The sequence below is a fragment of the Nocardioides sp. genome (assembly GCF_025965415.1).
Classification (GTDB): domain Bacteria; phylum Actinomycetota; class Actinomycetes; order Propionibacteriales; family Nocardioidaceae; genus Nocardioides.
Genome location: NZ_JAOPWY010000164.1, coordinates 41,255 through 53,176 on the forward strand (window position 1 = coordinate 41,255; position 11,922 = coordinate 53,176).

The 11,922-nt window shown below is 72.9% G+C and carries 12 protein-coding genes; 9 read left to right on the forward strand and 3 right to left on the reverse strand.

Going from position 1 to position 11,922, the window contains the following annotated elements; translation table 11 throughout:
• The first annotated feature begins 17 nt into the window (after window positions 1-17).
• The gene (locus JWN97_RS16960; protein WP_297625315.1) at window positions 18-983 is read left to right on the forward strand and encodes a hypothetical protein; all 966 of its coding nucleotides are present in this window, start codon (window positions 18-20) and stop codon (window positions 981-983) included.
• 112 nt (window positions 984-1,095) lie between these two features.
• Here the strand turns inward: JWN97_RS16960 and JWN97_RS16965 are convergent, their stop codons facing one another.
• The 3 genes from JWN97_RS16965 to JWN97_RS16975 form a co-directional block, all read right to left on the reverse strand.
• Window positions 1,096-1,530, reverse strand: coding sequence for a hypothetical protein (locus JWN97_RS16965; protein ID WP_297625318.1), 435 nt, complete (start codon window positions 1,528-1,530; stop codon window positions 1,096-1,098).
• Window positions 1,527-1,709 carry a hypothetical protein gene (locus JWN97_RS16970; protein WP_297625322.1) on the reverse strand — a complete coding sequence of 61 codons (183 nt, stop codon included), beginning with the start codon at window positions 1,707-1,709 and terminating at the stop codon, window positions 1,527-1,529. The genes JWN97_RS16965 and JWN97_RS16970 overlap by 4 nt, the downstream gene beginning before the upstream one ends.
• A gap of 93 nt (window positions 1,710-1,802) precedes the next feature.
• Complete coding sequence (locus JWN97_RS16975) at window positions 1,803-2,561, reverse strand: enoyl-CoA hydratase-related protein (protein WP_297625325.1); 759 nt, start codon at window positions 2,559-2,561, stop codon at window positions 1,803-1,805.
• A 55-nt stretch (window positions 2,562-2,616) separates the two neighbouring features.
• Here JWN97_RS16975 and JWN97_RS16980 point away from each other — a divergent pair, with 55 nt between their 5' ends.
• The 8 genes from JWN97_RS16980 to JWN97_RS17015 all read left to right on the forward strand — a co-directional run bounded on the left by JWN97_RS16980 (window position 2,617) and on the right by JWN97_RS17015 (window position 11,863).
• Window positions 2,617-4,155, forward strand: coding sequence for a molybdopterin-dependent oxidoreductase (locus JWN97_RS16980; RefSeq protein ID WP_297625328.1), 1,539 nt, complete (start codon window positions 2,617-2,619; stop codon window positions 4,153-4,155).
• Window positions 4,156-4,376: 221 nt separating this feature from the next.
• Entirely contained in the window at window positions 4,377-5,027 is a 651-nt protein-coding gene (locus JWN97_RS16985; protein ID WP_297625331.1) for a fasciclin domain-containing protein, read from the forward strand.
• Between the two features lie 43 nt (window positions 5,028-5,070).
• Window positions 5,071-5,685 carry an ECF RNA polymerase sigma factor SigK gene (gene sigK / locus JWN97_RS16990; RefSeq protein WP_363321307.1) on the forward strand — a complete coding sequence of 205 codons (615 nt, stop codon included), beginning with the start codon at window positions 5,071-5,073 and terminating at the stop codon, window positions 5,683-5,685.
• Window positions 5,682-6,416, forward strand: a complete 735-nt coding sequence (locus JWN97_RS16995) for an anti-sigma factor (RefSeq protein ID WP_297625337.1) — start codon at window positions 5,682-5,684, stop codon at window positions 6,414-6,416. The genes sigK and JWN97_RS16995 overlap by 4 nt, the downstream gene beginning before the upstream one ends.
• The gene (locus JWN97_RS17000) at window positions 6,413-8,419 is read left to right on the forward strand and encodes an FAD-dependent oxidoreductase (RefSeq protein WP_297625340.1); all 2,007 of its coding nucleotides are present in this window, start codon (window positions 6,413-6,415) and stop codon (window positions 8,417-8,419) included. The genes JWN97_RS16995 and JWN97_RS17000 overlap by 4 nt, the downstream gene beginning before the upstream one ends.
• On the forward strand, window positions 8,416-9,789 hold the full coding sequence (locus tag JWN97_RS17005) for a cyclopropane-fatty-acyl-phospholipid synthase family protein (RefSeq protein ID WP_297625343.1): 1,374 nt from the start codon (window positions 8,416-8,418) through the stop codon (window positions 9,787-9,789). The genes JWN97_RS17000 and JWN97_RS17005 overlap by 4 nt, the downstream gene beginning before the upstream one ends.
• The gene (locus JWN97_RS17010; RefSeq protein WP_297625345.1) at window positions 9,786-11,105 is read left to right on the forward strand and encodes a cyclopropane-fatty-acyl-phospholipid synthase family protein; all 1,320 of its coding nucleotides are present in this window, start codon (window positions 9,786-9,788) and stop codon (window positions 11,103-11,105) included. Before JWN97_RS17005 ends, JWN97_RS17010 begins: the two co-directional genes overlap by 4 nt.
• Window positions 11,102-11,863, forward strand: coding sequence for a DUF1295 domain-containing protein (locus tag JWN97_RS17015; RefSeq protein WP_297625348.1), 762 nt, complete (start codon window positions 11,102-11,104; stop codon window positions 11,861-11,863). Before JWN97_RS17010 ends, JWN97_RS17015 begins: the two co-directional genes overlap by 4 nt.
• Window positions 11,864-11,922 lie beyond the last annotated feature (59 nt).

The following is an 11,922-nucleotide window of genomic DNA, read 5'->3' on the forward strand; positions in this document are numbered from 1 at the left end:
AGCACCCAGGGGGAGACATGGACGCTCGACGCACCGGGACGTGGCTCGGCGCCGCTGTCGCGGTGGCGGTGCTCGTGGCCGCTGTCTTCGTCGTGCCCCGCCTCCTGGCCGACGAGGTGGCCGCCCCGGCTGCGGCGAGCACCGAGTGCGTCGCCCGCACCGACGCCCCCACCTCCGAGATCGGGGCGCAGCAGGCGACGTGGGTGCGCTTCTGCCCGCTGGCCGAGGAGGGCGCCGCCCAGCGCGTACGCCACCCGCAGGGCGTGGTCACCGGCGAGCTGGCGACCAGCGTCGCCACCACCCTCTTCCAGGCGCAGGTCGACCGCCCCGTCTGCACCGTCGACGAGTCGACGCCCGGGCCCACCGGGCTCTTCCGCATCGAGGTCGGCCTGGCCGACGGCCGCGTGGCCGAGATCGCCGGTGACACCGGGTGCAGCACCCGCGACGAGTTGCTCTTCGCCCAGCTGGAGACCACCCTCCTCATGGAGGCCGCGGGTGCGGCCGGGCAGCCGGGCGCCCTCCCGGCGCCGGTGACGTGCCCGGCCCGCTTCACCACGACGGCGACCAACACCGACGGGCCCTCCGCCGACCTCCTCACCGAGACCGCCGGATCGCCCTGGCAGTCGACGGTCCCCCTCCTCCCGCTGCCGGCCACGGCCGCCGACGTCTGCGTCTACGCCGGGGCCGGCCCCCGCCGCGCCCTCGTCGACCAGTGGCAGGTCGGCTCGCCGCTGTCGGAGACGATCCGCTCGACCGCCACCACCGAGGTCCTCCGGGGTGCGATGACCGACTGCCCGCTCGACGCGGGAGCCGCGTCGTACGTCGTGGTGCTCACCGACGCCACCGGCACGGCGCGCACGCTCGCCCTCGACCTGACGGTGTGCGCGACCCTCCAGGCGGCTGTCGGGACACCCCCGGTCGACACCTACCTCGGCCTCGCCACGCCGTCCCTGGTCCGCCTCGTCGTGCGCAGCAGGCCTTGACGGGGCCCGACGTGGGTTCGGGCCACCAGCGGGTGGACCGCGACGGGACGTTCCACACCAGGTGGGCCGAGGCGGACCGCCCCGAGGTGCAGGTCTGGGTCCGCGGCCCCGCTCAGCTCCCGACGGCGAGCCACACGGCTCCCGCCACGCAGAGCACCGCACCGACGCTGCGGACCCGGTCGGCCCGGTCGAGGCGACGCATCAACGCCGGCCTCCCGGCCGCGCCGACCGTGGACAGCCGACCGTGGGCGGGTGCCGCCACGGCCGCCGTCGTGGCGACGGACAGGAGGCCGCCCGCAAGCGCGAGCCACGTGCCCGGCGCCCCGGGGTCCTCGACGGCGCTCCACCCGAGGACCACCACGAGCGGCGGGTAGACCACCGCCACGACCGGCGTGATCCGGCGCGAGTGGCTCGCGTGGGCGGACGCCCACGCCTCGGGCCGTACGTCGCCGAGCGCGGGGTAGACGACGAGGTCGACGGTCAGCTGGAAGCCCAGGTGCACGCCCGCGACGAGCAACAGCCACGGCGCCGGGTCGGCCGGGCTCATCGGCGGGTGGCCCCGAAGGCGTCCGCGCCGAGGTCCTGCTCGCCGGCGGCCAGGGCCGCGACGATCCGCGGCATCGGCCGCTCGACCACCACGGCGCTGAGTGCGCCGGTGGCGCCGACGACGGCGATGCGTGCGCCCGACAGCTCACGGCCTCGGCCCGGTCGCGGCTGGGTGTCCATGGCGCTCTCCTTCGTCGGGGTGTCACCTTGTCTCTCTGCCGCGGGCACCCCGGTGGATGCAGTCGGGCGCTACTTCCCGCGCTGCTTCCCGCGCTACTTCCCGCGAGAGAGGAACGCGGTCATCGCCTCGCGGGCCTCGTCGCTGGCGAACAGGCGGGTGCTGGTGGCGGCCATCTCCTCGCCCAGCGCGTCGATGCGGGCGACGAGGTCGCGGTTGAGGAGGCGCTTGGACTCGCGCAGCCCCTGGGGCGCACCGGTGGCGAGGCTGGCGCAGGTCGCGGCCACGACGGCGTCGAGCTCGTCGGCAGGCACGGCCCGCGTCACCAGCCCGTACGCCGCTGCCTCGGCGCCGGTGAACACCTCGCCGCCCAAGGTGGTGAGCGCCGCGGCCCGGGGGTTCATCCGGTGGTGCACGGTGAGGCTGATGATCGCCGCGGCGAGACCGAGCTTGACCTCGGTGAGGGCGAAGGTGGCGTCCTCGGCACTGATCGCGACGTCCGCGGCGGCGATGATGCCGATCCCGCCGGCCCGGACCGCGCCGAGGTTGGTGGTGACGACCGGCTTGTCGAGGGTGGCGATCAGCCGCTGGAGGTCGACGATGCGGCGGGTCCCCGCCTCCATCCCCTCGGTGCTGGCCTCGGTCAGGTCGGCACCGGAGCAGAAGACCTTGCCGGAGCTCTCGATGAGCACCACCCGCACGTCGCTGTCCGCACCGGCGCGCTCGAGGTGCGCGAAGAGCTCGGTGACCAGCTGGCGGCTGAGCGCGTTGCGGTTGGCCGGGCTGTCGAGGGTGATGGTCGCGACGGCATCGGCGACGGCGTAGTGGACCAGTTCGGCGGGCGCATCGGTCATGGCGCCATCCTGCCGCACCACCCATCCATGACCCCTCCGGCTCCGAACACGTCCCATGCAGACCCCTCCGCACTCCCGCTCGCGCACGCTCCGGCACGCGGCGTACGGCGTGCTGGCCACCGTGGTCGGCCTCGCGGCCGCCCACCTGGTCGCCGCCCTCACGGTGCCGTCCGCGTCGCCCGTGCTCGCGGTCGGCTCCACGGTGATCGACCTGACGCCGACACCGCTCAAGGAGTGGGCGATCCGGCAGTTCGGGAGTGCCGACAAGCTGGTGCTGGTCGGCTCGGTCACCGTCGTCGTCCTGCTGCTCGCTGCCGTCGCCGGCATCGTCGCGGCGAAGCGCGAGACCGTGGGTCTGCTCATCGTCGTGGGCCTCGCCGGCGTCGCCGGCGTGCTCGCCGTGCTCCGTCCCGGCGCCGGCCCCTTCGACCTCGTTCCTGCCCTGGTCGCCGCGGCTGTCGCCGCCACGTCGCTGTGGTGGTTGCACCGCGTCGACGACCAGGGCCTCACCGGTCCGTCGTCGGGGGTCGACGGTCCGAGCCGGCGCGGGGTCGTGCTGGCAACCGGCGGCCTCGCCGCGGCCGCAGTCGCCATGGGGGCGCTCGGTCGCTGGGTGACGTCCTACCGCCTCGGCGGGACGGACATCGCGCTGCCGGTTGCCACCGACCCCGCGCCTTCCTTCCCCCAGGGGCTGGAGCAGACGTACGACGGCATCAGCCCGTTGCGGACTCCCACCGCCGACTTCTACCGCGTCGACACCCGCCTCACGGTCCCCACCGTCGACGTCGACTCGTGGACCCTGACCATTGACGGCGACGTCGACCAGGAGGTCACGCTCACCTTCGACGACCTCGCGGCGATGAGGACCGTCGAGCGCGACATCACGCTCACCTGCGTCTCCAACGAGGTGGGCGGCCCCTACATCGGCAGCGCCCGCTGGCTCGGCGTACCCCTGGCCGACGTGCTGGCCAAGGCCGGCATCGACTCGACCAAGGCCGACCAGATCCTGTCGATCGACGTCGACGGGATGACCATCTCGACCCCGCTCGACGTTGCCCTCGACGGGCGCGACGCGCTGATCGCGATCGGCATGAACGGCGAGCCGCTGCCCCGCACGCACGGCTTCCCGGCCCGGATGGTCGTGCCCGGTCTCTACGGCTTCGTCAGCGCCTGCAAGTGGATCACCAAGATGACGCTCACGACGTACGACGCCGAGCAGGCCTACTGGACCGAGCGCGACTGGGCGATCGACGCCCCCATCAAGCTCTCCAGCCGGATCGACACCCCCAAGCCCCTGTCCGACAGCAAGGCCGGCACGGTCGTCGTCGGCGGCATCGCCTGGGCGCAGGGCGTCGGCATCGAGAAGGTCGAGGTCCGCATCGACGGCGAGGCCTGGAAGCCGGCCACGCTCGGCCCGCAGGTCACCGACGACTACTGGCGCCAGTGGTACTTCGAGTGGGACGCGAGCCCCGGGCAGCACTTCATCGCCTGCCGCGCCACCAACAAGGACGGCGACGTCCAGAGCGACGTGCGGATGACGCCGTTCCCCGAGGGCTCCTCCGGCCTCCAGGAGATCTCCGTCAACGTCGAGTAGTGCGCTCGAGCGGTGTCCGCTCCGCTCAGCTGCCGTCGGGCGGTGTGTGGCGCAGGTTCTGAGCCTCCGGATCCTGCGCCACTCACCGCCCGGCGGCGATTTCCCGGGTGCCGGAGAACTTTCTTCATCCGCCACCCATCCGGTCCCCCGGGCGCTCCGAACACCTCCTGAAAGCGGGCCATCACGGCCCCCTCGAATGGCTTCCAACGAAAGGCAACGCCATGAACACCAAGCTCCGCACCCGCACCCTGGGCCTCGCCGCCCTCGCGCTGACCGCGTCCATGAGCCTGGCTGCCTGTGGCAGCGAGAGCGACGCCGACACCGCGTCCGAGCCCACCAGCTCGGCCTCGACGTCGGAGACCCCGATGGAGTCCGAGTCCCCGTCCGAGGAGCCGATGGCCGACGGTCCGTTCGGTCCCGCCTGTGCCGAGGTCCCCACCTCCGGTGAGGGTTCGGTCGAGGGCATGGCTGACGACCCGGTCGCCACCGCCGCCTCCAACAACCCGCTCCTCAAGACGCTCGTCGCCGCCGTGACCGAGGCCGGTCTCGTCGACACGCTCAACTCGGCCGAGGACATCACCGTGTTCGCGCCCACCGAGGAGGCCTTCGCCAAGATCCCGAAGAAGGACCTCAACGCGCTGCTCGCCGACAAGGCCGCCCTCACCGCCGTGCTGACGCACCACGTGGTGCCCGGCAAGCTGTCGCCGGCCGACGTCGCCGGTGAGCACGAGACCCTCAACAAGGACATGATCACCGTCGAGGGCTCGGGCGAGGACTTCACCGCTGAGGGCGCGACCGTCGTCTGCGGCAACGTGCAGACCGCCAACGCCACCGTCTACCTCATCGACTCGGTGATGATGCCGCAGATGTGACTCGTCCCCTGACGAGCCCGACCCGAGCAGCACTTGCGCAAGGATGACTGACGTGAATCACGTGAGGCCCGTACCGGACGGGGCGCCCGAGGGCGTCCCGTCCGGGGGCGACGCACCCAGGCTCTCCGAGCTGCTCAGCCGGGCCGGGCGTGGCGACGAGGCGGCCTTCGCCGCGTTCTACGACGCCACGTCCGCCCGGGCGTACGGCCTGGCACTGCGCGTCGTGCGCAACCCGGCCCACGCCGAGGAGGTCACGCAAGAGGCCTACCTCGACGCCTGGCGCTCCAGCACCCGCTACGACGCGGAGCGCGGGAGTGCCGCCGGCTGGCTGCTCACGATCGTCCACCGCAAGGCGGTCGACCGGGTCCGCTCGGTCGAGGCGTCCACCACCCGTGACGAGACCTGGAACCGCCAGACGGCTCCGGTCGACCACGACCAGACCTCCGAGGCCGCACACGCCTCGCTCGACGCCGCACGGGTCCGCAGTGCGGTCGCCACCCTGACCGACGTACAACGCCGGGCCGTCGAGCTCACCTACTTCGGGGGCTACACCCACACGGAGGTAGCTGCTCTGCTCGACGTCCCGTTGGGCACCGCGAAGACACGAATACGCGACGGACTGATCCGCCTGCGAGACCTGATGGGAGTTGGCTCATGAGCGACGTGCACAAGCTCACGGGCGCCTATGCCCTGGACGCGCTCGACGATCTCGAGCGGGCCCGCTTCGAGCAGCACCTCGCCACGTGCGAGGACTGCCGGGCAGAGGTCGCAGAGCTCCGCGAGACCGCGGCGCTGCTGGCCGAGACGACCGCAGTGGCCCCGCCGGCCTCGCTGCGCGACTCGGTGCTGAGCGGCATCACCCAGATCCGTCCCCTCCCTCCCGAGGTCCCCCGCACGACTCCCGCGTCCATCGCGGCACAGCAGCGCGCCGGGCGGCGGGCCTGGATGCCCTTTCTGGTCGCGGCGGCACTCGCGATCTTCGTCGGGCTCGGCGCGGCGCTGATCCAGCCCTGGCAGTCCGACGAGGTGCCCCAGCTGACGGCCGCCGAGCAGGTCATCGGCGCCGACGACGCCCAGGAGGTGTTCCTCGACCTCGGTGAGGCCGGGCGGGCCACCGTGGTCCGCTCCAAGGCCGAGGACCGCGCGGTCATCCGCACCGAGGACATGGTCGCCGCTCCCAAGGGCAAGGTCTACGAGCTCTGGCTGATGTCCCCCGAGGGCGAGTTCACCTCCGCCGGGCTGATGCCCGACGAGGCCGACCAGACCCTCGTCCTCGACGGGTCGGCCGCGTCCGCGGCGGCCGTGGGGATCACCGTCGAGCCCGACGGCGGGTCCGAGCAGCCGTCCAGCAAGCCGATCGCCCTCTTCGACCTGACCGAGGCGACGTGAATGCCGGTGCGCAGCGCCGGGTGGCGGTCGTCGGGTCCGGTGTTGCCGGGCTGACGGCCGCCTGGGTCGCCGCGCGCACGGCCCACGTGACCCTCTACGAGGCCGACGACCGCCTGGGCGGCCACGCCGACACCCACCTGGTGCCGACCGCCGACGGCGAGCTGGCCATCGACACGGGCTTCATCGTCCACAACCGCAAGACCTACCCGACGCTGCTGCGGCTCTTCGCCGAGCTCGGCATCGAGACCCAGCCCTCGGAGATGTCGCTGTCGGTCAGCGACGCCGGCACCGGTGTCGAGTACGCCGGCGCGCTGGGGGCGCGCGGCCTCTTCGCCCAGCGCTCCTCGCTCCGCTCGCGCGAGCACTGGCGGATGCTGCTCGAGATCCCGCGGTTCCACCGACGGGCACGGGCGCTGCTCGCCGACGACACCTCGACCTCGGACCAGACGCTGCGCGACTTCCTCGCCGGGGGCGGCTTCTCGGCCGGCTTCGTCCGCCACTTCATGGAGCCCCTGGTCGCGGCCGTGTGGTCCTGCGACCCCGCGACCTCCCTCGACTACCCCGCGCGCTACCTCTTCACCTTCCTCGAGCACCACGGCATGCTCGGCGTCTTCGGCTCCCCGGAGTGGCGCACGGTCACGGGTGGCTCGGGGACCTACGTCGCCGCGCTCGCCCGGGCCCTGCCCGACGTACGGCTCGAGACCAAGGTGACGTCGGTCCGCGAGCTCGACGACCGGGTCGAGATCACCGACGGCAGCGGCGCCACCACCGCCTTCGACGCGGTCGTGATCGCCACCCACCCGGCCCACGCGCTCGGCATGCTCGAGGCGCCGAGCGACCTGCAGCGCGGGCTCCTGTCCGCGCTGCCCTACAGCAGCAACCCGGCGCTGCTGCACACCGACGTCTCCCTGCTCCCCGACGCGCCGGACGCCCGTGCGTCGTGGAACTTTCACCGCCCCGCCAACGAGTCCCGGCAGGTCACGGTGACCTACGACCTCACCCGCCTCCAGCGCCTGCCCACCGACACCCACTACCTCGTCACCCTCGGCGGCGAGGACCTGGTGGACCCGGCGACCGTGATCGACCGGATGGAGTACGAGCACCCGCTCTACACCCCCGAGTCGGTGGCGGCGTCGCGGCGGCTGCCGGAGATCAACACCGAGCGCATCGCGTTCGCCGGCGCCTACCACGGCTGGGGCTTCCACGAGGACGGCGCGCGCTCCGGCCTGGCCGCCGCGACCCACCTCGGCCTGCCCTGGACCCGTGTCGACCACGTCGTCCCGGCGCCGGGACGCTTCCGGACCACCATCCGCCACACCCGGCGCACGCCGTTCAAGCGCACCTTCGAGCACTCCTCGACGCTGTGGCTGGTCGACCTCGACGGCCTGCCCGACCACGGTCTGCTCGCCCGCTTCGAGGCCCGCGACCACCTGGGGTCCCCGGAGCGCACGCTGCGCGAGAACGTCGAGGCGTTCCTCGCCGACAACGGCGTCTCGCTCGGCACCGGCACGCGGCCCGGCACGATCCTGATGGCCGCGCAGCCACGCTCGCTGGGCTATGCGTTCAACCCGATCAGCGTCTTCTGGTGCTTCGACGACCGCAACCGCCAGGCCGGCGTCGTGGTCGAGGTGCACAACACCTACGGCGACCGGCACGCCTACCTGGTCCACCCCGACGAGCAGGGCCGCGCCCGCACCGACAAGGCGATGTACGTCTCCCCCTTCCACGGGACGGACGGGACGTACGACATCGCCGTGCCGATCCCGACCGACCGCCTGCACGTGGCGGTGACGCTGCGCGGGCACGACGCCGACGCACCCGGGGGCCCGTCCGCCGCGTTCAGCGCCAGCCTCACCGGCACCCGCAGCGACGTCGCCGTCCGCACGACGCTGGGCGCCGCGCTGCGCGGCAGCGTGCAGATCCGGGCGCACGGCATCTGGTTGTGGGCCCGCCGACTTCCGATCCGCCCTCGACCCCGTCACCGCCAGGAGGGCGTGCAATGACACTCGAGAAGAACCGCCCCGACGACCCGTCCCTCGAGCAGGGCACCGAGCGCCGCAGCCAGGGCATGCCCGGGCTCGAGCCGCTGGTCCGCAGTCCCCGCACCGCCGTGTCCGCCGCCGTGGCGCGACGGCTGTTCCGTGCCGCCGTCGGCCGCCTCGCGGTGACCGTCGTCGAGGAGCCCACCGGCCGCCGCCTCGGCCAGGGTGGCCCGACGATGCGCCTGCACCGACCCGACGAGTTCTACGCCCGCCTGGGCCGCGACGGACTGATCGGCTTCGGCGAGTCCTACATGACGGGCGCGTGGGACACCGACGACCTCGCTGGCTTCCTGACCGTGCCCGCGGCCCGGATCGCCACGCTGATCCCGGACTCCCTGCAGCGGCTGCGCGCCCTCGTGACGCCCCGCATGCCGGGGCACCACCGCAGCACGGAGGCCAACAGCCAGGCCAACATCTCCCACCACTACGACCTGTCCAACGACCTCTTCGCGCTCTTCCTCGACGACACGCTGAGCTATTCGTCCGCCCTCTTCGACACCTCCTCCACCCCGGTCCCGCAGGGCCCCGGCTCCGTCGGTGACCACCTGGTGTCGACCCCACCGGAGCCCACCGACAACGCCGACCCGATGCTCCACCACCCCGACTTCGCCGAGGCGCAGGGCCGCAAGATCGAGCGCCTGCTCGACGAGGCCGGCGTCACCGACGGCAGCCGGGTGCTGGAGATCGGCACCGGCTGGGGCGAGCTGGCGATCCGCGCGGCCCGCCGCGGGGCGAACGTGCACACGATCACCCTCTCGGTCGAGCAGCTCGAGCTGGCCGAGGAGCGCATCACCGCTGCCGGCTTCGCCCACCGCGTCCACGTCGAGCTGATGGACTACCGCGCGCTGGCCGCCACCGGGGCGACGTACGACGCGGTGGTGTCGGTCGAGATGATCGAGGCCGTCGGCCACGAGTTCTGGGGCACCTACTTCCGCACCATCGACGCGGTGCTCGCCCCCGGCGGCCGGGTCGCCATCCAGGCGATCACGATGCCCCACGACCGGATGCTCGCCACGCGCGGCGGCCACACGTGGATCAACAAGTACATCTTCCCCGGCGGCTTCCTGCCCAGCGTGGAGGTCATCGACGAGATCACCCGCGACGAGACGACCATCCGCCTGGTCGGTCAGCTCGAGATGGGAGACCACTACGCCGAGACGCTGCGCCGCTGGGACCGCCGGTTCCTCGCCCAGCGCGACGCCGTGCTGGCCCTCGGGTTCGACGACATGTTCATGCGGGTGTGGCACTTCTACCTGGCCTACTCCCAGGCTGGTTTCGCCAGTGGCTACATCAACGTCTCGCAGCTCACCTTCACCCGGGAGAACCAGTGACCCAGACCGCCCCGCGCCCCACCTCGGCGGTCTCCGCCGCCGGGGTCGCCGACCGCCTCGCCGAGGCGGTGCGGCCGTTCATCGGCGGCGACCTCCCGGTCCGGCTGCAGGCGTGGGACGGCTCCGTCGCCGGGCCGGACGGCGCCCCGCTCGTGGTGCTCCGCTCCCCCGACGCGCTGCGCCGGCTGCTCTGGCACCCGGGCGAGCTCGGGGCTGCCCAGGCCTACGTCACCGGTGAGCTCGACGTCCCCGACCAGGACGGCTGGGACCTGGAGTCCGCGCTGACGCACGCCTTCGCGGTCGGCGCCGAGCGTGGCCTGTCCGGCGTACGCCTCTCGCCCCGCGCGCTGGTCGACGCGATCCGCACCGCCTCCGGTCTCGGCGCGCTCGGTCGCCCGCCGGCCGCTCCGGCGTCCCAGGCGCGGGTCAAGGGTCGGCTCCACAGCCTGGCGCGCGACCGGTCGTCGATCAGCCACCACTACGACCTCTCCAACGAGTTCTACTCGCTGATCCTCGAGCCGCAGATGGCCTACAGCTGCGGCTACCACGCGACCCCGGAGACACCCCTCGAGGAGGCGCAGCGCGCCAAGCTCGACCTCGTCTGCACCAAGCTCGGCCTCGAACGCGGCATGACGATGCTCGACGTCGGCTGCGGCTGGGGCTCCCTGTCCCTGCACGCGGCGGAGCACTTCGGCGCGCGGGTCACCGGCGTGACGATCGCCGCGGAGCAGAAGAAGTTCATCGACGCCCGGATCGCCGAGCGCGGGCTGGAGGACCGGGTCGAGATCCGGCTCCAGGACTACCGCGAGGTGCCGGAGCGCGACCACTTCGACGCCGTCGGCTCCCTCGAGATGGGGGAGCACGTCGGCGCGGCCAACTACGCGACGTACGTCGACGTGCTGCGCCGCGGGGTGCGCCCCGGCGGCCGGGTCCTGGTCCAGCAGATGTCGCGGCAGGGCGCCGGCGGTGGCAAGCACCCCGGTGGCGGTCCGTTCATCGAGTCCTTCATCGCCCCCGACATGACGATGCGGCCGGTCGGCGAGACCGTCGCCCTCATCGAGGCCGGCGGGCTCGAGGTGCGCGACGTCCACGCGATGCGGGAGCACTACGTCCTGACGGTGGCCGGCTGGATCGAGCGCTTCGAGGCCAACCTGCCGCGGCTGCGCAAGCTGGTCGGCGAGGAGGTCGTCCGCGTGTGGCGCCTCTACCTCGTCGGCGGCGCGCTCGCCTTCCGCGACGGCCGGATGGGCGTCGACCAGATCCTGTCGGTCCGCCCGGGCGCGGCCCACACCCTCCCGGCCGTCCGCTCGTGGTGACCCAGGCCCTGGTCGCCCTCCTGGTGGCACTGGTCGTCATGGGGGTCACCGCGGCCGCCAGCAAGCGCGTCGACCGGGTCGCGGTGGTCGACATCGCGTGGGGCTCGGTCTTCGTCGCGATCGCGCTCGTGCTGGCGCTCGTGTGGCCCGACGGCCACTCGTGGCTGCTCGCCGTGCTGGTCGCCCTCTGGGGCGGCCGGCTGGCCTGGCACATCGCGAAGCGCTCGAAGGGCCACGGCGAGGACCCGCGCTACGAGGAGCTGCTCGGTGGGCCCGGCTGGCACGCCGGCGCCGCCCAGGTGCTGCTCCGGGTCTTCCTCACCCAGGCGGTCGTCGCGTGGGTGATCTCCTTCCCCCTCGTCGTGGCCGCGGCGTACGACGTCCGCTGGTGGCCGCTCGTGTGGGTCGGCGTGGCCGTGTGGGTGGTCGGCGTGTTCTTCGAGGTCGTCGGCGACGCCCAGCTCGCGGCGTACCGCTCGCGCCCCCGCGACGAGCGCCCGACGGTGCTCGACACCGGCCTGTGGGGCTGGACCCGGCACCCCAACTACTTCGGCGACGCGTGCGTCTGGTGGGGCATCGGGCTCGTCGCGGCGGGCTCGTGGGCAGGCGTCGTAGCGCTGATCGGGCCGCTCTTCATGACAATCTCGCTGACGGAGATTACGGGGGCGAAGCTCAACGAGAAGGGCCAGCGGTCCAAGCCCGGCTGGGACGACTACGTCCGCCGCACCAGCTACTTCGTCCCCCTCCCCCCCAAATGACCCTCATCCCCACGACCCTCATCCCCACGACGGTCATCCGTACGGAAAAAGGCGCTCAT

Coding starts and splice junctions, on each gene's coding strand:
- JWN97_RS16965 (WP_297625318.1), bottom strand. CDS start 1,530: ATGAGCCCGGCCGACCCGGCGCCGTGGCTGTTGCTCGTCGCGGGCGTG.
- JWN97_RS16960 (WP_297625315.1), top strand. CDS start 18: ATGGACGCTCGACGCACCGGGACGTGGCTCGGCGCCGCTGTCGCGGTG.
- sigK (WP_363321307.1), top strand. CDS start 5,071: ATGACTGACGTGAATCACGTGAGGCCCGTACCGGACGGGGCGCCCGAG.
- JWN97_RS16975 (WP_297625325.1), bottom strand. CDS start 2,561: ATGACCGATGCGCCCGCCGAACTGGTCCACTACGCCGTCGCCGATGCC.
- JWN97_RS16985 (WP_297625331.1), top strand. CDS start 4,377: ATGAACACCAAGCTCCGCACCCGCACCCTGGGCCTCGCCGCCCTCGCG.
- JWN97_RS17005 (WP_297625343.1), top strand. CDS start 8,416: ATGACACTCGAGAAGAACCGCCCCGACGACCCGTCCCTCGAGCAGGGC.
- JWN97_RS16980 (WP_297625328.1), top strand. CDS start 2,617: ATGCAGACCCCTCCGCACTCCCGCTCGCGCACGCTCCGGCACGCGGCG.
- JWN97_RS16995 (WP_297625337.1), top strand. CDS start 5,682: ATGAGCGACGTGCACAAGCTCACGGGCGCCTATGCCCTGGACGCGCTC.
- JWN97_RS16970 (WP_297625322.1), bottom strand. CDS start 1,709: ATGGACACCCAGCCGCGACCGGGCCGAGGCCGTGAGCTGTCGGGCGCA.